Annotated in this window: 14 protein-coding genes and 1 tRNA gene; 2 read left to right on the top strand and 13 right to left on the bottom strand. The window is 39.9% G+C overall.

Translation table 11 applies throughout. From position 1 onward, the window contains the following. Window positions 1-538: 538 nt before the first annotated feature. The 7 genes from QM469_RS03530 to QM469_RS03500 all read right to left on the bottom strand — a co-directional run bounded on the left by QM469_RS03530 (window position 539) and on the right by QM469_RS03500 (window position 13471). Window positions 539-5149, bottom strand: a complete 4611-nt coding sequence (locus tag QM469_RS03530) for an SIALI-17 repeat-containing surface protein (protein WP_414276614.1) — start codon at window positions 5147-5149, stop codon at window positions 539-541. Between the two features lie 368 nt (window positions 5150-5517). Then, entirely contained in the window at window positions 5518-6501 is a 984-nt protein-coding gene (locus QM469_RS03525; protein ID WP_414276615.1) for an acetylxylan esterase, read from the bottom strand. A 469-nt stretch (window positions 6502-6970) separates the two neighbouring features. Continuing rightward, window positions 6971-7897, bottom strand: a complete 927-nt coding sequence (locus QM469_RS03520) for an ATP-binding cassette domain-containing protein (protein WP_001291283.1) — start codon at window positions 7895-7897, stop codon at window positions 6971-6973. Window positions 7898-7907: 10 nt separating this feature from the next. Continuing rightward, window positions 7908-8975: an ABC transporter ATP-binding protein gene (locus tag QM469_RS03515; protein WP_414276616.1), complete on the bottom strand. Its 1068-nt coding sequence runs from the start codon at window positions 8973-8975 to the stop codon at window positions 7908-7910. Between the two features lie 8 nt (window positions 8976-8983). Beyond that, window positions 8984-9910 carry an oligopeptide ABC transporter permease OppC gene (gene oppC / locus QM469_RS03510; protein ID WP_414276617.1) on the bottom strand — a complete coding sequence of 309 codons (927 nt, stop codon included), beginning with the start codon at window positions 9908-9910 and terminating at the stop codon, window positions 8984-8986. After that, window positions 9910-11406, bottom strand: a complete 1497-nt coding sequence (locus tag QM469_RS03505) for an ABC transporter permease (protein WP_000761009.1) — start codon at window positions 11404-11406, stop codon at window positions 9910-9912. The genes oppC and QM469_RS03505 overlap by 1 nt, the downstream gene beginning before the upstream one ends. Window positions 11407-11470: 64 nt before the next feature. Further along, window positions 11471-13471 carry a peptide ABC transporter substrate-binding protein gene (locus QM469_RS03500; protein WP_414276618.1) on the bottom strand — a complete coding sequence of 667 codons (2001 nt, stop codon included), beginning with the start codon at window positions 13469-13471 and terminating at the stop codon, window positions 11471-11473. Window positions 13472-13652: 181 nt separating this feature from the next. Here QM469_RS03500 and QM469_RS03495 point away from each other — a divergent pair. Together QM469_RS03495 and QM469_RS03490 are read left to right on the top strand one after the other, a co-directional pair. Further along, window positions 13653-13723 (top strand) — tRNA-Cys (locus QM469_RS03495). 481 nt (window positions 13724-14204) lie between these two features. Further along, window positions 14205-14384, top strand: a complete 180-nt coding sequence (locus QM469_RS03490; protein ID WP_315639860.1) for a hypothetical protein — start codon at window positions 14205-14207, stop codon at window positions 14382-14384. A 220-nt stretch (window positions 14385-14604) separates the two neighbouring features. Here QM469_RS03490 and QM469_RS03485 read toward each other — a convergent pair whose 3' ends face one another. The 6 genes from QM469_RS03485 to QM469_RS03460 form a co-directional block, all read right to left on the bottom strand. After that, window positions 14605-14985 (bottom strand): PBECR2 nuclease fold domain-containing protein, encoded by a 381-nt coding sequence (locus QM469_RS03485; RefSeq protein ID WP_414276633.1) that lies wholly within the window; start codon window positions 14983-14985, stop codon window positions 14605-14607. Window positions 14986-15309: 324 nt separating this feature from the next. Continuing rightward, on the bottom strand, window positions 15310-16641 hold the full coding sequence (locus QM469_RS03480; protein ID WP_414276619.1) for a hemolysin family protein: 1332 nt from the start codon (window positions 16639-16641) through the stop codon (window positions 15310-15312). Between the two features lie 255 nt (window positions 16642-16896). After that, a complete protein-coding gene (locus tag QM469_RS03475; protein ID WP_414276620.1) occupies window positions 16897-17727 on the bottom strand; it encodes a DNA/RNA non-specific endonuclease in 831 nt (276 codons plus the stop codon). A 197-nt stretch (window positions 17728-17924) separates the two neighbouring features. Beyond that, entirely contained in the window at window positions 17925-18119 is a 195-nt protein-coding gene (locus QM469_RS03470) for a DNA-directed RNA polymerase subunit beta (protein WP_414276621.1), read from the bottom strand. Next, entirely contained in the window at window positions 18106-19392 is a 1287-nt protein-coding gene (murA, locus tag QM469_RS03465) for a UDP-N-acetylglucosamine 1-carboxyvinyltransferase (RefSeq protein WP_153225125.1), read from the bottom strand. Before murA ends, QM469_RS03470 begins: the two co-directional genes overlap by 14 nt. 25 nt (window positions 19393-19417) lie before the next feature. Further along, complete coding sequence (locus QM469_RS03460) at window positions 19418-19648, bottom strand: DUF1146 family protein (RefSeq protein ID WP_000615324.1); 231 nt, start codon at window positions 19646-19648, stop codon at window positions 19418-19420. Window positions 19649-19667 lie beyond the last annotated feature (19 nt).

The following is a 19667-nucleotide window of genomic DNA, read 5'->3' as shown; positions in this document are numbered from 1 at the left end:
TTTCACGAATGGTTACACTCGCTCTTTCAAATTTTCTCTCACTTAACGACCCATCGTTAACTAGAGTCTCCTACTCCTTTCAAATTTTATCTTATTCTCATTATATAATAAATCCTCCCCTTTTAAGAGAGATTGAGATAGAACAGATTATACTTTCAGTTTTTGAAACATAAGTTCAGACATTCGAAACTACTTTCGGATGCTTTGGATTTTTCTAACAGAAAATTGCTTCATTCGGTTGAATCGTTTTTTTAATGAACTTTATCTCAAACTTATACTCAATGAAAATCAAAGAGCAAACTAGGAAGCTAGCCGCAAGCTGCTCAAAACACAGTTTTGAGGTTGTGGATAGAACTGACGAAGTCAGTAACACATATACGGTAAGGCGAAGCTGACGTGGTTTGAATTTGATTTTCGAAGAGTATTAACTATTTGACTCCTGATTTATCTAGATCAAAAAGGCCGTAACTAGTTCTAGTCACGACCCTTTCTAATATAAGATCAAATTTCTCTATGAATTTCGTTGATTTTAACTATTTCATTGATCTTCTTTTTTCTTACCTAGGGCAAACATGCCGAGGAGTATTCCTACAAGTCCTAGAGAGGCAAGAGGAGCAACAGCTTCACTTCCTGTTTCAGGAAGAAGTTGATGACGAGCAGCAGGGGCTTGATAAGTTTTATCTTCTGCCATGGCCTGAACCACAATTGACTGTTCTCCCTTGTACTCTGAGACCTCATGGACACCAGCTTCAGCACTGTTTACACCACCTACATAGGCTGGAACTTCTCTACTCGCAGATTCTAGCCCATTGACACCGCCTGTGTATTCTGGAACTTCTAACTTAGCGGCCTCTACTCCATTTACACCACCTGTATACTCTGGTGCTTCTAACTTAGCAGATTCTACCGCATTGACACCACCTGTATATTCTGGCACCTCTAACTTAGCAGATTCTACTCCATTGACGCCACCTGTGTATTCTGGAACTTCTAACTTAGCAGCCTCTACTCCATTGACGCCACCTGTGTACTCTGGAACTTCTAACTTAGCAGCCTCTACTCCATTGACACCACCTGTGTATTCTGGAACTTCTAACTTAGCAGATTCTACTCCATTGACACCACCTGTGTATTCTGGAACTTCTAACTTAGCAGATTCTACTCCATTTACACCACTTGTATATTCTGGCACCTCTAACTTAGCGGATTCCACTGCATTGACACCACCTGTGTATTCTGGAGAATCTAACTTAGCGGATTCCACTGCATTGACACCACCTGTGTATTCTGGAGCTTCTAACTTAGCGGATTCTACTGCATTCACACCGCCTGTATATTCTGGCACCTCTAGCTTAGCGGATTCTACCGCATTCACACCGCCTTCGAACTCTGGACTCTCTGCCTTAGCTCCTTCTTCGCCATTGACACCACCTTCAAAGGTTGAAGTGTCTGACTTAGCGGACTCTACTCCATTCACACCGCCTTCGAACTCTGAACTCTCTGCCTTAGCTCCTTCTTCGCCATTGACACCACCTTCAAAGGTTGAAGTGTCTGACTTAGCGGACTCTACTCCATTCACACCGCCTTCGAACTCTGAACTCTCTGCCTTAGCTCCTTCTTCGCCATTGACACCACCTTCAAAGGTTGAAGTGTCTGACTTAGCGGATTCTACTGCATTCACACCGCCTTCGAACTCTGGACTCTCTGCCTTAGCTCCTTCCTCACCATTGACACCGCCTTCGAAGTCTGAAGCGTCTGACTTGGCTGCTTCTACTGCATTGACTCCGCCTTCGAACTCTGAAGTGTCTGACTTGGCTGCTTCTACTGCATTCACACCGCCTTCGAACTCTGGACTTTCTGCCTTAGCTCCTTCCTCACCATTGACACCGCCTTCGAAGTCTGAAGTGTCTGACTTAGCTGCTTCTACTGTATTCACACCGCCTTCGAAGTCTGAAATTTCATGAACCGCAGCTTCCCCTTTTGAAGTTTCCACTGGAATATATTCTGGAACTTCATGGACCGCGGCTTCTTCGCCGTTCACACCACCTTCAAAAGCTGGCACATCATGAACGGCTGCTTCGGCACCATTGACTCCACCTTCAAATTCCGGAACTTCGTGAATAGTTCCTGGTGGATTTTCTTCAACCTCTATTTCTGGAATTTCATGAACGGCTGCTTCCTCGCTGTTCACACCACCCTCGAAGTCTGAGACTTCATTGACTGCTGCTTCAGCACCATTCACACCGCCTTCGAACTCTGAACTCTCTGCCTTAGCTGCTTCTTCGCCGTTCACACCACCTTCAAAGGCTGGCACGTCATGAACGGCTGCTTCCTCACCGTTGACGCCACCATCAAAGGCTGGATCCTCATGAACTGTACCTTCACCATTGACTGCACCTGTAAATTCTGGGACTTCATGAATTTCTGCTTTTGCTCCATTTTTACCACCAGGGACTCCTGCACCTTCAAGACTTACAGGCAAATTATGCATGCTCTCAATTGCACCATCAATGATTTCTGTAATTTCTTGACCAATATCTTCCTTGTTAACTGCGAAAAGCAATGTTTTTGTATCGTATTGCGTCAAGAATGTTGCAAAATTACCATTTTCCAGTTTAAGAACTGGTGGCCGATTCACCAATACTTCAGAATCAAATTCTAAAGCAATGACATTTTTGCTCATCTCCACAGCATTTTTCACAGTTGCTTTTGTTGGAGCAATTCTATCCTTGCTTAAGAAATCCCAGTTGAATTTCTTATAAGATAAGGTGTATTCATTTTGAGTGGCACTTGCATGCTCATAAAGTAAGCCAAATTCACCATTTCCAAGATCTTGCAATGAGTTATAGGCAAATTTGCCACTTTGAATTGGATTGTGCTTGAGCCAGGTTAGATCTCCATTAGCTTCCACACGCGCTAAGTGCACCAGACCATTGTAACGTCCTGGCCCACCTGCATTACTGAGGATGATATATTCCTTACCATCGTGCACCGTATGAATGGCAGACATTTGAACGTAGACGTCTTTGACATCTGAATAGCGTTTTACATCTTTTTCCCAAGTTGCTCCGCCATCTTTACTTGTCACTACTTGAAGATCACCTGTCAATCCACGCATGAAGAGTTTGAGATCCCCATTATTCAACTGAACAACTGTTGACTCCGTATTTTGAGCACCTGGATTATTCATAGTTGAAGAGTGAATTGTTTGGTTGCCTACTGGGCGGTTATCATTGACAGCTTCACCAGCGTGCCAAGTTTCACCATGGTCATCTGAGTAAATGACGCGTGAAGACTGAGAACCACTTAGGTAGGATACGTTATTTGTAGTGTAGGCAGGGATAACAAGACGCCCTTTATGAGGTCCTGAATGTAAGGCAATACCTGTACCAGGTCCAGTACCTAAGAAGTGCATCCAGTCCTTACGAATGCCGTATGTAATATCTTTAGGTGCAGACCAAGTTTTTCCATCGTCATCGCTATAAGACATCCAGAGATAGTTGGTGTTTGAAACTCTAAAGATATTCTTGTCGCTATAATCGAAGTAGACATTACCAATCAGTTCTTCACCTTTATACAAATCACCCTTATCACTATAGGCTGGTTGCTTAGGATCAACTACAACTCGATATTCTGTCTTTCTATTTTCGGGATCAAAGACTTCACCATTTTCACGGATTGTATATCGTCCTGCTTCACCTTTTTTGTATAGAACCTGATAAACCTTATCTCCAATTTGCTCATAGGCTTGTGGTGCTTTTCCTGGTAAATCTCTGACAGCTTCACCTTCTACGAACATATCAAAAATAGAGAAGATTCGCTTAGTTTTCGGATCTTGGACTAGGGCCATGTCAATATTGACTGGTGATCCCGCATGAGCTCTTCTGGCATTCTCATTATCACGAGGATTTGAGATGACAATTCTATCTCCCCATGTTTTACCCTTATCATCACTACGACGAACAACCATACCGATATCGCCCCAGTCAGAGTGATGCAAGCGTCTCTCATCTGCACCAGCAATCAAGGTTCCTTTATCCGTTTTCAGCAAGGCTGGAATACGGTAGCTTGCGATACCATCTTTATTTGGCTTGCGGTTCTCACCACCTTCAAAAACATCCAGTTTATCAGTAACTTCTGCTCCTTCAGGAAGTTTCTTCTCCAACTCTCCTCTTTCAAAAAGTTGGCTACGTTTTTTAACTTCTTCTGGAGTAAGAGTACGATCATAAACCGTTAGATTACGGACTTTAAGATTAGCACCCCAGAAGTTTTTGCCTGTACGTTTTGTTGTACCGATTTGTACATGATTAACATCTGGCATGTCTTGGATGAAACGACCAGACTGAGGACTTGTACGCGACAAGACACCATTCACATAGACACGAACTTGACCTTTTGGTTGGTCTGCATTTGGTCTTTCAACTGTAAAGGTTACAGAGTTCCACTCACCTGGCTTAATCTTCAAAGGAGCAGTTTTATAATCACCATAGAATTGGTTTCCATTTGCATCACGACCTTCAACGATAGCTGTGTTATCAAGGATGGCCATAGTGAAATACTCATTTACTTTGGTATCACTAGAGACTGAGAAGAGGTTGTAAAAACGTGGAGCAGATGCATCTGGTTTGAACTCCATATGGATGGTCGCATTTTGAAGTTTTTTAAGCTTGTCTAGCTCCTCCTTCATGTCAACTCTTTGACCGTTTGAAGGATTGGTTTCAACATCTTCCTTCTCTATAACAGTATTGGCATTTTCCAACTCTCTGGCATAAAAGTCACGGGGAATATTTCCAACTTCCTCGTCTTCACTCTCTGTAGCTGGAGTTTCGTTTGATGCTTCTGTTCCTGTTGGTTTTTCAGACCCTGGGTTTGCTTGCAACTCTTCACGGCTCACTTCTGTTCCACTATTATTTACTGTGGTTACTTGGCCTGCAAGCTCCTTATCTAAATTAGCTAGACTTCCTGTCTCTACTTCCTTAGGCAATTCTGGCAAAGATTGCCCCGCTGTTTCACCATTCGCTGATGGTACCTCTTGAGCCAAAGCAGGGGCAGCACCAAAAACAACCGCTCCAATCACTACTGAAGCTGCTCCAACTGCAAATTTCCGAATTCCATATCGCTGTTTTCTATCAAAATGTCTCTGTTTCATGTTTTCCCTTCCGTTATTTTAAAAAATAAAGCGCTTTCTTTTTTGCTTAAAATTTTTAGCCTTTCAGACTAGCTGCAAATAAGAAACTGTATTATTGAATGGAATTGCCATTCTTTGTAAATGAAATGCTGTTGCTCTTTTATAAATTCCAAGTTAAAAGATTCGCAACTAGCTATACTCCTTTCACTTTTTATCTTAACCATATTATATAATAAATATTCTAAATTTTAGACTTTATAATCCATAATAGATTCTACTTTCAAAGATATTTAGAAGTTTCAAACTACCTGAAACTACTTTCTCATTATCTGAGTCACATAAAGAAAAGACTGTAGTTCATTCGAAACTACAGAGCTTTTTTTCAATTTTTAGTGACCAAGATAGGTAAAGGGGATCTCACTACCACACAACCAGTTGTAAACTTGATCATTGACATGAACATTCATGGCTTCGTGAGCATATTCAGGCATGATACGATAACTCTTTTCACAAGTCAAACGGTTGTAAATAGCAAACTGAGTGATTGGATAGCAGACATCGTCATCAAGTCCAGTAATCATCCGAACTTCCCCCTTAATACGATGGGCAAGATTTTTTACATCGATATAGCTAAGTGTTTCCATAATCTGCTCTTCTGTCTCATGGAATGGGTCATGGAACTTAAAGTAACGAAAAAGCTCATCATAGGCTTCGCTGGTATTTCCAATCTCTATCACTCGTCTAAAGTCTGATAAAAATGGATAAATAGCAACGGTTCGCTTGATACGTGAATTTAACCCCGCAGCCACTAGAGCCAGCGCTCCTCCTTGAGAAGCTCCATAGCTTGCTAATTGGCCTTCATCCACTTGTGGGAAGCTAGCGACAATCTCAACTAATTGATAAATATCAAGATAAACATCCTTATAGAAGAGTTGCTCTTTTCCTTCTACTGCACCACGAATAATTTGGCCCTTAACTGTATTTCCGAGTGGCGAACGTAACCCATCTTGTGAGTAACCAGACTGACCACGGACATCCATAGATACGACACCATAACCAGCGACTGTAAAGGCTAACATATCTGTCCAATCCCAACAACGTCCCATATAGCCATGGAAGTGAAAAATAACTGGTACTTTCTGTTCTGATTTTGGTAAGACCACGCGCGCATAAACAAGACCTTCCCGAGTGCCCTTAAAAGTTAGCTCATAACACTTCACATTTGGAATACGAAAATCACGTTCCTCTAGTTGGTAATCTGGCAAGACTGAAACCTTCTCAATCTCCCCATCCCAAAAATCGTCAAAGTCTTGCGGAACTTCATCTCTTCCCTTATAATTTTTCATTTCTTCTATTAGTGCTGGATTTCTCATAAAACCCTCCTTAATTTTGTAACCGTTACCATAACTCTAACACATATAGGTAGGCTTTGCAAGATAGATTTTTAAATAGAAAGTGATTTTAATTTTGAAAATTCATAAAAGCTTATCTGAAAGTAGTTTTATCCATTCCATTCTGTATAGATTCAATACTCTTTCAAAGAATAACAGCTTCTTTGGTCTCTCCTCCAAGAGTCATTGAAGACTAGTCTTATACTCTTCGAAAATCTCTTCAAACTAGGTCAGCTTTATCTGCAACCTCAAAGCTGTGCTTTGAGCAACCTGCGGCTAGCTTCCTAGTTTACTCTTTGATTTTCATTGAGTATTAGCATGTTTTCGGGTATATATAGTAGATTGAATCTAGAACAGTACACTATAGTTGTCTATCTTTAAACTAGTTTTTTTACAAAAAAAGCTTCATAACCTTAATAGAATTGTTCTACCAAGATTACAAAACTCTTTCTTATTTCAAATCTTTTTTATAGCGTTCCAACTCTGCTTGGTTTGCCCAAACATAGTGACCTGGACGAATTTCTACCATAGAAGGTTTATCAGTTTCATAGTCATGTTGATCTGGATCATAGACTTTCAAAACTTTTTTACGTTCCAAGATTGGGTCTGGAATAGGAACAGCTGATAGAAGTGCTTGCGTGTATGGATGAACTGGATTGTTAAACAATTCTTCAGTCTCAGCCACTTCAACAATGACACCCTTATAAATTACCGCGATACGATCAGAGATGAAACGAACTACTGACAAATCGTGGGCGATAAAGAGATAAGTCAAGCCTAATTCCTTTTGGAATTTCTTGAGCAAGTTCAAAACTTGGGCACGTACTGAAACGTCCAAGGCTGAAATCGGCTCATCCGCAATAACGAAGTCAGGTTGCATAACCAAGGCACGGGCAATCCCGATACGTTGACGTTGTCCACCTGAAAACTCATGTGGGTAACGTGTCAAGTGTTCAGCCAAAAGTCCCACTTCACGAATGATATTTTGAACTTTTTCTTTTCTTTCTTCTTCATCTTTAAATAAATGGTGGTTATAAAGACCTTCAGAAATGATATAGTCAACCGTTGCACGTTCATTCAAACTTGCAGCAGGGTCTTGGAAAATCATTTGGATACGACGGATTAATTCCGAAGCTTGTTCACGTGATTTTTTACCATTAATTTTTTGACCTTCAAAGATGATATCACCTTTGCTGGTATCATTAAGACCGATGATAGCACGACCAATTGTTGTCTTACCACTACCAGACTCTCCAACAAGTGAGAAAGTTTCTCCTTTGTTGATAAAGAAGTTCGCATTTTTAACAGCGACAAACTTTTTGCTTCCTTCACCGAAGGAAATTTCTAAGTCTTTAATTTCTACTAATTTTTCAGACATTTCCTTCCTCCTAGTCCTCAAGATGTGTAAAGCCCATCTTTTCACGAATCTTGTCGTGTAAATCTGCAATCACCGCTGGTTTTTCAACTTTTGGAGCTTGTTCATGAAGCAACCATGTCTTAGCCCAATGAGTATCAGATACTGCAAACTGAGGTGCTTTTTCCTCGAAGTCAATCTTCATAGCATAATCTGAACGAAGAGCAAAAGCATCTCCCTTCAATTCAGTATAAAGCGATGGAGGTGTTCCAGGGATTGAGTACAATTCACCTTTGTCATCCGCAAGTTGAGGCAAGCTTGACAAGAGGCTCCATGTATATGGATGACGTGGGTCGTAGAAGATTTCTTCAACAGTACCATACTCAACGATTTCACCAGCATACATAACCGCTACTTTATCAGCGATACTTGCTACGACACCTAGGTCGTGGGTGATAAAGATTGTTGTAAAGTGGTATTCGTGTTGAAGTGACTTCAACAAATCAATAATCTGTGCCTGAATGGTCACGTCAAGAGCTGTTGTCGGCTCATCACAGATAAGAATGTCTGGACGACAGGCAAGAGCAATCGCGATAACAATACGTTGACGCATTCCCCCAGAATATTGGAAAGGATACTCGTCAAAACGTTTCTCAGAATCTGGAATACCAACTTTATTCATATAGTCAATAGCCATCTCTTTAGCTTCTTGAGCAGTCTTACCTTGGTGTTTAACAATAACTTCCGTGATTTGACTTCCGATTGTCTTGATTGGGTCTAGACTGGTCATCGGATCTTGGAAGATAGTTGCAATCTTGGCACCACGAATAATTTCCCATTCTTTATGAGAAGATAAGGCTGTCAAATCTTGTCCACGGTAATTAATACTACCTTGTGCAATACGACCATTTTCTTCCAACATTCCTGTGAATGTTTTTGTCAAAACTGATTTACCTGAACCTGACTCCCCAACTAAAGCGAGAACCTCTCCCTCGATCAGATCGATGGAGACGCCTCGAATAGCTGTCAAAATCTTGTCACGAACATCAAATTCCACGACAATATCTTGAGCAGTCAAAATTACATTTTTTCCTTTTATCATGTCTACTCCTATCTATGTGTACGTGGATCACTAGCATCCGCTAGGTTCTGACCAACTACGAACAGTGACAAGGATACCAAGACCAAAGTTGTCAATGGAATCCAGAAGAGGTAAGCATTTGTTGTTACGTTCTGAGAATAATCCGAAATCAAACGTCCCAAACTTGGTACTGTGATTGGCAAGCCGAGTCCAAAGAATGACAGGAAGGCTTCATATGAGATAAATGCAGGAAGCATTTGTGATGTAGTTGTAACAATAACAGAAACCAATTGAGGCATGATATTTTTAATAACAATCTTATGGGTTGGTGTTCCCAGTGTACGAGAAGCAAGGTTGTACTCCAAATCACGGTAACGCATGATTTGGATACGAATCATATAAGCAATACCAATCCAAGTAGTTACACTCATGGCAAAAATCAAGTTCCAGAAACCTGCACCGATAGAGTAAGTCAAAACAATAACGATCAAAAGTGAAGGGATGTTATTGATAACGTTATAAACTTCCATCATGATACGGTCAACTGATTTTGAAATCCCCCAGATTCCGCCGACAATAACACCAATAACAACGTTGATAAAGGTCGCAATTACGGAAATCAAGATAGAGTTACGTGCTCCAAACCAGACACCGTCAAAGAGAGATTTACCATTACTATCTGTACCAAACCAATGTTCAGCATTTGGCTTAATGTAACGAGCGCTAAAATCATTTACCTTACTTACATCATTGAAGTCAAAATCAGAAAACATTGGATAGATGAAACTCATCAATACGATGGAAATCAAAATACCAAGCATGATGATTGTTGATTTTTTCTTCAAAAACTGTCTAAAGACAGAACCCCAATATGAGTAGGTAGGAGCATCAATTGCTTCAGAGGCAAAATCATCTCGTTTTACAAATTGAAATTTATCATTACTAATCGTAGACATTATTTGCCTCCTTTCTCTGTCAATTTAATACGTGGGTCAATAATAGTCATCCAAATATCTCCAATCAAGTAAGAGAAAATTGAAACACATGTAAAGATGAAGACCAGACCAACTACCATATTGTTGTTTGAAGCCTTTACAGAGTCGATCAACATTTTACCCATACCTGGGAAGGCAAAGACTGTTTCAGTAAGAGTTGCTCCACCAATAACACCAATAATTGAGCCTGGGATACCAGAAACGAGTGGTACCATAGCGTTTTTAAAGATGTGTTTGTTAGAAATTTCTTTTTCAGAAAGACCTTTAGCTCGAGCAAAACGGACAAAGTCTTGAGATTGTAAGTCAATCATGTAACGACGAATCCAGATAGCTAGACCAGGTGCTCCAAGTAAACCAAGAATGACTGATGGAAGGACATAAGATCGCCAATCGCCAGCACCCAAGATTGGGAATGAGTCTGGGAATCCGATAGAAGAACCAATCAAACGAATGATATAAACTAGAGCAATCGTTGGGAGGGCCATCAAGAAGGTCAAAGTACCTGTAGATAGGCTGTCAATCCAAGTATTCTTGAAACGAGCCATTGCTGAACCAAGAGGAACTGCAATCGCATATGAAATCGCAAGACCAATCAAACCAGTGATAGCAGAACTTGCAATCATTGATGGGTACTGATAGTTGCTCTCAGTAGCTGTATATGGATCATCTTTACCGTAGTTGGCTACTTCACGAGCATCAGCTTGACTCGGAGATTTATAAGTTCTTGAGTAAATGTTAACTGATGATGTTTTCTTACCAGTTGGGAATTGAACTTCTGAAGTCTTCGTTTGTCCTTGTCCTTGTGTGATTACTTGAAGAACAGGAGTATTGGCATAAGTTGGATAAGAATCTCCTAGGTTCAAGTTGACAAAGTTTTGGTGAACAAATGGGAACTGACTATTGAAGTACAAGAGGTATTTGTGTTTAGTACCTGAACCCACAAGAGACCAACCGATAGCAGGGTCATTCTCAAAGCGCAAATAACGCTCTAAGTTAGGATTCTCAGGGTCTTGGATCTTGTTTGTATGGTCAATATCAAGTAAGTTTGCATAGAATTTGAACACACGCTCAAAAATAGGAATTTCACGTGTAGCGTAGAATTGTCCACTCTCTGTAAACTCACCTAGAGTCCAACCATTCCCAAGTTGTTGGATATATTTTTCATAGATTGCTTTATTTGTATCATTTGCATCTACTGTAACAGAAGAGTCAATGCTACTAGCTTTTTCCTGCAACTCTTTCGTATCGTAATATTCGATATAACCCATACGCTCAAAGACGGTATTTTCATAGTTATCACGTTTATCAGCTGTCGTTGCAATTTTATTGTAGTTAGTATCTTGTTTGAAGATCAACTTCCGTGGAACCATCGTATAGATGATTGTGTAAATCAAGGTCGTTACTAAGAAAATAGAAACCAACGACCGCAAGATACGCATAAAAACATATTTTTTCATATTATTTCCTTTAAATCCCAAAAGAACCTTCTCCTTTAGGAGAGAAAGTTCTGATGAGCATTATTTATTTCACATGACTCGCTAACTCTTTTTGAGCTTTTTCGTTTGATTCAGCTTTTTCTTTAAGCCATTTTTCACGAGCTTTTTGGTATTCTTCTTTTGTAATAGGTTTTTCACCAACCTCAGTGTACTTCAAGTAACCTGAGTTTTCTCCTTTAAGACCCGCAGCGGAGTAAGAAGAAGTAAATGGAATAACTTTAGATACAAATGATACAGCGGTTTCTTTTGGACCTGCCATCACAGGAATTGTCAAACCGTTGTCTGTTAACCAAGCTTGAGCAAGGGCATATTTTTCGTAGCGTTTTTGAACGTCTTGATTTTCTTTATTTGCTTCATCAACTAATTTTTCATAGTCAGACAAACCAAGTTTTTGGATAACTGATGCGTCAGTATCTTTGTCAATACCCATAAGCAAGCGAGTATTTCCGCCTTTAATCGTGTACTGCTCTAAGAAAGTTGAGGGATCCTGATAATCTGGATTCCATCCAGTCAAAGTATGAATATCCCAGTCTTGTTCTTTTGCTGTTGGAGCACTGAATGAAAGTGGTAATGCTTCTGCTTGAGTCATTTGTTGAAGATCGATTACAACATTGTCTGATCCAAGTACGTTTTCAATAGATTGTTTAAGTGATTGAACACGGTTTACAACAGCTGTAGATTCTTGGATTGTTAGAGCATCCAAGTGGATTGGGAATTCTACCCCTTCAGCTTTCAAGCTTTCTTTTGCTTTTGCAAAGGCTGCTTTAGCTTTTTCTTCATTGTAGAGACCATTTTGTGAATCAGCAAGTGAAATGTTTGACCATGTGCCTGAGTTTGTCTTCGAAAGACTTTCTTCTACAAGTTCACCAAATTGTTTGTCACCAACTGGAAGATTATATGGTGTGAAAGTATTACGGATTGCAACTGCAGCTCCTTCTGTGCCATTTGTCTGTGCTGAGTAAGAATTACGATCTACCGCAAAGTTTAGGGCTTGACGGAATTCTTTATTTAGCAAGGCTTTTCTTGTAGATTCTTTTTGGCTATCTGTTGTTTTTGAAGTGTGGTTATAAGTTGAACGACCATAGTTCACACTGACAGTAGCGATGGCTGATCCTGGTTCGCTAAAGTAGATGTTGTCTTTGAACTCAGACGCATATTTTTCGTATGTTGAGCTAGTAGGATAAATACGAGCTTTACTGTATTGTCCTTCTGAGAATCCTTTAGCAACAACATCTTGGTCTTTCCCATCCCAGTATGTAAATTTAATGTTTTGAATTTTAACTGCATCTTTATCCCAATAGGCATCATTCTTAGCCATTTCGATTGAAGACTTAGCTGTGATTGCTTTCAAAACAAATGGTCCATTATACAAAATAGAAGATGGATCTGTAGGTGCACCAAAGCCTTCCCCTTTAGATTTAAGGAAATCTTCATTGATTGGCATCATCACGCCATTTGTCGTTTTATCATTCCAGAAAGTCTCTGGCTGATTCAAGGTGTATTCCAGAGTGTTATCATCAACTGCTTTTACTCCAACAGTTGAAAAGTCGTTTGTTTCACCGTTAATGTAAGCGCTGAGTCCTTTAATTGAAGAACTAATAACAGACAGCCCTTTTGATTTTCCTTCTACCGCGTGTTTCAACCCTGTCACAAAGTCTTGGGCTTTAACTGGAGCGTATTCTTCTCCTTCAGCAGTAACCCACTTAGCATCCTTACGGATTTTATAAGTGTAAGTCAAACCATCTTGTGAAACTGTCCATGATTCAGCAATCGATGGTACGAGGTTGCCATATTTATCATTAGCAAGCAAACCATCTACTGCATTTGTAGTTACAAAAGAAGTAGAATCAACGTTGTTAACAACATAATCCAATGTTTCTGGATCAACTGAATAAACGTATTTATAATCTGATGCTAATTTTGCATTGCTTGAACCTGCATTTGAATTCGTGTTTGAACATGCAGCAAGCACTCCTGCCGCAAGCAAGGACACCCCCGCTACTGCAAGAATCCGACTTTTTTTCATGTTTAATTAACTCCTCTATTAAAATTAATGAGATACTGTTGATTATACCATAATCCCTCTCAAAAGTAAACGAATTTTCAGAATATTTTGTCGCATGCCTTTTGAAAGCAGGAAAACTTACATTTTCAGAAAAGAAACTATTGACGAGATTTAATTTAAAAGGTATAATAATAAAAGTTAAGGCGGTATAGCCAAGTGGTAAGGCACGGCTCTGCAAAAGCTTGATCGTCGGTTCAAATCCGTCTACCGCCTTATAATACCGATTTTATCGGAATTTATCCAGACAAAAAGCCCGATTTTATGGGCTTTTTTATTTTTATTTCATGATAAAAAAGGATAACTTTAAAAAACTGTTGGGGCGAGTTTGGGGCGAGGACGTTTTAAAAACTTCATTAAAAGTCTTGATTTTCTCACTTCCCCGTGACATGATGTAATCAAGCAAAGGAAAGGGGAAAAGTGAACAAAGAAGATTGGATTAGCGATAGACAATATCCCTGAAACAGGAACTGCTATCGCAAGTCTAATGACCGCGATAACGGTCGCAAGGCAAAACAAAAAGCGTAACCCAAAATTCTGACAAAAGAAAAGGTAAACGCTAAGAGGTCGGGGCGAAAGCCCCTTACACCTCTATTTTATCAAACGAAAAGAGGAAAAGCAATGGTTAGTGCAATAGCTATTTTTATAATTGCAATCAATGTATACATTTATCTCAAAAATAAAAAGGACAAATAAAATGAGAAAAGGTATTCAAGAATTATTAGACAGTTCGATATCTACATCTGCTATTTCGCAAGGCGCTGGAGTTCCGTGGACTACTGTTTCTGACCTTAGAAAAGGAAAAACAAGCATGGACAAAATGGCCCTTCTCACAGCAGAAAAACTTTATGATTTTGCCATATCTGACAAGCAGTGATTTCGGTCACTGCTTTTATTATTTCAAAAAACCTCAAGCCTGAGCCTGCGGTTTGTGTAATCTATTTTAAAATTCTCGAATAAAAAAGGAGCATTACAGCCCCTCTTTTGAAATAACGGACACTTGGCTGGTCGGTGTACCCAGCATCTCAGATACCTTTTTCAAGGTGCGGCAGGAACCTTTCTGCCCTCAAATGTCTTCCGTTAATTTTATTCTAGCACTATCTACTTTTTTTGTCAATTTTTCTCAATCTACCAGACTTAATACGACTTTGTAACTTGTAATCTTGTATACGATACATGGTCGGGACGTAAAAGAAATCGCCACTTCTATGTAACTTGATAGCAACAAGTACATTATCATCAAATCTTTTTACATATTCAAAACTAGCGCCTTTCTCTCGTGGATTGATCCCAACGAAATCTGGATTACTTAGTATGAGTTCCAAGTCTTCAATATGCTGAATCACATCATTATGATGGCGTTTCATCATATGACTTCTCAGCCCTTCTTTGTTAACCTTGATGTCGCTCGCTTCAAGAACAATATTAAAAATCTCTTTTACTTCATTAGTAACCTGACCAATTTTTTCATGATTCATCATTTCCTCCGTTATTCCACAACTATTATATCACATTTTATTTGGTCGTAATCAAGCATCAAGCTCAATCGTAAACTCCGGCTTGTCTGTCATACTATAGTGAAATGAAATAGAATCTGAACAAATTTACCAGAGTAGTTAAGTCAATTTCTAGCATTTTTTAGAATTCACAGTGTACCATTTTGTATTTGATCTACTATATCATCTGGTTTCAGGTAGTACCAGCTGTCTGTCGCCTCTATATTATCAAAGGCTCCTACAGGGGTCTTTTCTTTTTTACTACTAGAAAAGCTTTATCAGTTCTACTCTGATAAAGCTTTTGTTTTATTCTGTTTCTTCTTCTGATTCGAGTGCTTGGATTTGAACCTTAAGCTTGGTTACACGTCCATTTTTGACCTTATCATTGGTTAGAGTGATATGCTTATTGCTACTTTCTAACTCATAGCTAAGTTTTTCTGATGTTGGAATAGTTCCCACACCAGTCAAATAGTAACCAGCGATCGTATCTACATCGTCACTTTCAAGTTCGACATCAAAGTAGTCATTGAAGTCATTTAAATTCATTGTTCCTTGGACGATATAGGTATCTTCTCCAATTGTATGAACATAGACTTCAGCTCTGTCAGTTTCATCATCAATCTCACCAACAATCTCTTCAAGTAAATCCTCAAGAGTGACCAAACCAGCCATTCCCCCATACTCATCTAGTAGGATAGCCATCTGTCTTTGAGTATTTCTAAACTCTTTTAATAAATCATCTACAAAAATGGTTTCAGGTACAAAGAGTGGATCTTGTAAGATTCGCTTCCAGACAATATTGTCAAAACCGCTGGCAAAGGCTTCTTTGAGGAGACTCTTAGTATGAATCAATCCAATAACATTGTCCTTATCTCCATCATAAACAGGAATACGAGAAAAATTCTGTTTTAAGATACTTTGGATAATGGTTTGAGTGTCATCTTGAATATCTACCATGAAAGCATCGGTTCGAGGAACCATGACTTCACGTGCCATGAGCTCGTCTAGCGAGAAAATCCCTTGTAACATTTCAATTTCATCAGCATCCAAGGTTTCTTCACTCTTAGACAACATGTACTCAATCTCATCACGAGTCATTTTTTCATCTGCATCGTCAAATGTCATCGGTGTCAATTGACTCAAGAGATTAGTTGATGCCGAGAGCATCCAAACGAAGGGACTCACAATCTTACCAAGAGCAATAATAAACGGTACTGTTCGGATAGCCAAGGCATCCTTAAGATTTAGAGCAATTCGCTTAGGATAAAGTTCGCCAAAAACAATAGAAATATAGGTCAAGAAAGCTAATGATAAGAAGCTAGCTACCGCATAGGCAGTTTCGCTATTTCCCATCCAAGAGGCGATTAACTCACCTAGTGAATCTGCTAGTTTAGCCCCTGACAAGATCGTAATTAAGGTGATACCAACTTGAATGGTTGATAAAAAGTGATTCGGGTTTTCAAGTACCTTTAGTAAACGGATATAGCGTTTATCTCCCTCCTCAGCTTTTTGCTCAACACGTGAACGACTAAGTGAAACCATGGCCATTTCTGTTGCAGAGAAAAAAGCATTTAAAAAGGTCAAAACAACTAATAAAACAAATTGCAGTAACAAATCCTGACTGCTCGGGTCTTCCATTTTCCTTCTCCTAAAAAGTATAATTGAAACTATTATACCATATTTTCCAATTTCTACACATTAATTTTCAATTTCTATGATAAAGGGTCGCTGAATAGAGAGCTGCAATCCAAGTTCCGACGCCCTAGTTCCAGCCTTGTGAATTTTCAAAAAAGCTCTTTAAAAATCTGAAAAGAGGAAAATACAACCAATCGTGTCAACAGTTCATGACTAATAAAAAACGAGGTTGGGATTTTCCCTCAACCTCTTGATCAATTAGTTAGCTTTTGTGACTGTGACCTCACCTGTTCGGTAATCTAACTGAATTCCCTTTTGGACATTTGGAATCACGACATTAAACTCCAATTCTCCATCAGAGGACTTAGCTTCAATCTGGGATGCGGACGGCACCAAGTCTTCCTCAGACGCATAGAGCAACGTCACACGGTAACGCACTCGTTTGTTTTGATCTAGGGCTTTTCGAACCAAACTCTCATAGTAGTTTTGACCTGTGGAATCTTCTGCACGCGCTTGGTTGGCCCAAGCTGTCTGTACGGCAATATTTTTAGGATTGCTGGTAGAAGCATCAAAGCCATCTAAGCCACCGATCAAGGCATAGCCTAACAAGTGTCCTCTATCAACTGCGTGATTATAACTTCCTTTTAGGTTCTTAACCTGATGCCAACCCGCAGGCGTCCAAGATGTTGAACCATTGCCAGTTTCTTCACGGTCCTTGTACTGTCTTGTTGCCTTTGACATGATTGCATTCGCTACTGTGGGAACTGTCTCTCCTCCTACAATCTTTGTTTTATTATCCGCATAGGGTTTGCTTGAAACCTTAGCATCCAGATTGGTTTTATTGTTATTGACGATAAAGGCTCCTGCGCCATTCCACTCTAGCGTGCCCTTGATTTGTTTTTTAACTGAATCTGTTAGGACACTTTCTGCCAGTTCTTGACTTGGAGTATCAGACGACTGTGATTTTTGTTTTACTTGTGTTTGTGGTGCAGTGTTGGAAGACTGCATTTGTTTAATATAGTAGCTTCCTGCTGACAAGAGCAAAAAGAGCAAGAGGCCAATTAGGGCCTGCCTTGTTTTTTTATTCATATTTTCTCCTTGTACTCTTCGAAAATCTCTTCAAACCACGTCAGCTTCATCTTGCCGTATATGTGTTACTGACTTCGTCAGTTCTATCCACAACCTCAAAACCGTGTTTTGAGCAGCCTGCGGCTAGCTTCCTAGTTTGCTCTTTGATTTTCATTGAGTATTACATTCACTTCCTAGAAAAAGACTGGTCTCCCAGTCTATTTTCCTGTAAATTTTGCGATGAGTTCTTGCCATTTTACTGGCGCTAAAATAGCCCAAGGATCTTGACCTTTTCCTAGAATACCATAGCCAATCATCAAACCAATAGCAAGAGCTAAGAATCCTAGTAGTAATACTACAATTACTAGGATAAAGCGACGTAAGACATATTTGGATTGTTTATTCATCTTCATCAGCTTCCACACTTACCCGTTCAATCTTAGCTCCTAACTGGGCTAATTTTTCATGAAAACGGTAGTAACCTCTATCTAAATGGACAAGCTTTCCTACAACTGTTTCGCCTTCAGCTACCAAGCCTGTCAAAATCAAGGCTGCACTGGCACGTAAGTCTGTCGATAGAACTTCTGCCCCTTGGAGAGGCTGTCCTCCGACGATACGGGCTGTATCACGGATGATTTCAGAGTGCAAGCCCATACGACGCATTTCCTCTAAATGTTGGAAACGATTCTCAAATACAGTCTCTACCATAGTTGACTCACCTTGAGCAACGGTCATTAGAGCAGTGAACTGTGCTTGCATGTCTGTCGGAAATCCTGGATGTGGAAGTGTCTTAACGTGGACAGCCTTTAATTTTTCACGTTGAGAACGAATACGAATTCCTTCGTCCTCATCGATGACTTCAACACCCATTTCCAATAATTTAGCAATCAAGGGGCGATTGTGTTCCCAGATAGCATCCTGAATCAAGACATCTCCACCTGTAATGGCAGCTGCTACCATGAAGGTTCCTGCTTCGATACGGTCTTGCACAACATTGTGGGTCGCACCATGTAGTTGCTCAACACCAGTAATCGTCACAGTTTCTGTTCCTGCCCCCTTGACCTTGGCACCCATTTTATTTAGGAGAACAGCCAAGTCGACAATCTCAGGTTCACGCGCAGCATTTTCAATGACAGTCACTCCGTTAGCAAGAGTTGCCGCCATCATCAAGTTTTGAGTAGCACCTACACTTGGGAAGTCCATGTAAATGTGAGCTCCGTGCAAGCGTTCTGCCTTAGCTTCGATATATCCTGCCGTTTGAGTAATTTGAGCCCCCATCGCTTCGAGTCCCTTTAGGTGAAGGTCGATAGGGCGACTACCGATCGTACAGCCACCTGGCATAGAAACCTTTGCATGTCCTACACGAGCCAAGATTGGCCCCAATACTACAATTGAAGCACGCATCTTGCTGACGTACTTATAAGGTGCTTCTTCGGTGATGTCTCCAGTAGCATCAACTTCAACAATATGTGCTTCTTGATCAAATTCTACTTTCGCATTTAATCCACGAACCACCTGATTCATGGTAAAAACATCCGATAAAATAGGAACATTTTTTAAGACCGTTTTTCCTTCACTTGCTAAAATAGTTGCTGCAAGCAGTGGCAAAACTGCATTTTTTGCGCCCTCGATGGTAACACTTCCAACCAAACGATTATCGCCACCTTGAACTACAATTTTTTCCATAAAGTATTTTCCTTCACTTACAATTTTAGAATAACGTTCTAACTGCTTCTTGCCAAAGTTGGTAGAGGTTCAGAAAAAAGGAACTAATCAGATATCCTAAACCGATACTACACAATACTACCAAGAGTCGAACCTTCTTCGCATTATCCTTTGTCACCTTCAAAATTTGATCCCATCTGACCAAATCTTTCAAGAGCTGAAAGACTAGGTAGACAAAAAACATATGACTACTAAGGGTAAAAAACAATTGAATCATTTGCCTATTATACCATCTT

The sequence above is a fragment of the Streptococcus infantis genome (assembly GCF_047464215.1).
Classification (GTDB): domain Bacteria; phylum Bacillota; class Bacilli; order Lactobacillales; family Streptococcaceae; genus Streptococcus; species Streptococcus infantis_P.
Note: the sequence above shows the minus strand (reverse complement) of the source record. Positions and strands in the feature narration are given on the sequence as shown.

Coding starts and splice junctions, on each gene's coding strand:
- QM469_RS03500 (WP_414276618.1), bottom strand. CDS start 13,471: ATGAAAAAAAGTCGGATTCTTGCAGTAGCGGGGGTGTCCTTGCTTGCG.
- QM469_RS03480 (WP_414276619.1), bottom strand. CDS start 16,641: ATGGAAGACCCGAGCAGTCAGGATTTGTTACTGCAATTTGTTTTATTA.
- QM469_RS03520 (WP_001291283.1), bottom strand. CDS start 7,897: ATGTCTGAAAAATTAGTAGAAATTAAAGACTTAGAAATTTCCTTCGGT.
- QM469_RS03515 (WP_414276616.1), bottom strand. CDS start 8,975: ATGATAAAAGGAAAAAATGTAATTTTGACTGCTCAAGATATTGTCGTG.
- QM469_RS03505 (WP_000761009.1), bottom strand. CDS start 11,406: ATGAAAAAATATGTTTTTATGCGTATCTTGCGGTCGTTGGTTTCTATT.
- QM469_RS03530 (WP_414276614.1), bottom strand. CDS start 5,149: ATGAAACAGAGACATTTTGATAGAAAACAGCGATATGGAATTCGGAAA.
- QM469_RS03490 (WP_315639860.1), top strand. CDS start 14,205: ATGAGAAAAGGTATTCAAGAATTATTAGACAGTTCGATATCTACATCT.
- QM469_RS03525 (WP_414276615.1), bottom strand. CDS start 6,501: ATGAGAAATCCAGCACTAATAGAAGAAATGAAAAATTATAAGGGAAGA.
- murA (WP_153225125.1), bottom strand. CDS start 19,392: ATGGAAAAAATTGTAGTTCAAGGTGGCGATAATCGTTTGGTTGGAAGT.
- QM469_RS03475 (WP_414276620.1), bottom strand. CDS start 17,727: ATGAATAAAAAAACAAGGCAGGCCCTAATTGGCCTCTTGCTCTTTTTG.
- QM469_RS03460 (WP_000615324.1), bottom strand. CDS start 19,648: ATGATTCAATTGTTTTTTACCCTTAGTAGTCATATGTTTTTTGTCTAC.
- QM469_RS03470 (WP_414276621.1), bottom strand. CDS start 18,119: ATGAAGATGAATAAACAATCCAAATATGTCTTACGTCGCTTTATCCTA.
- oppC (WP_414276617.1), bottom strand. CDS start 9,910: ATGTCTACGATTAGTAATGATAAATTTCAATTTGTAAAACGAGATGAT.
- QM469_RS03485 (WP_414276633.1), bottom strand. CDS start 14,985: ATGAATCATGAAAAAATTGGTCAGGTTACTAATGAAGTAAAAGAGATT.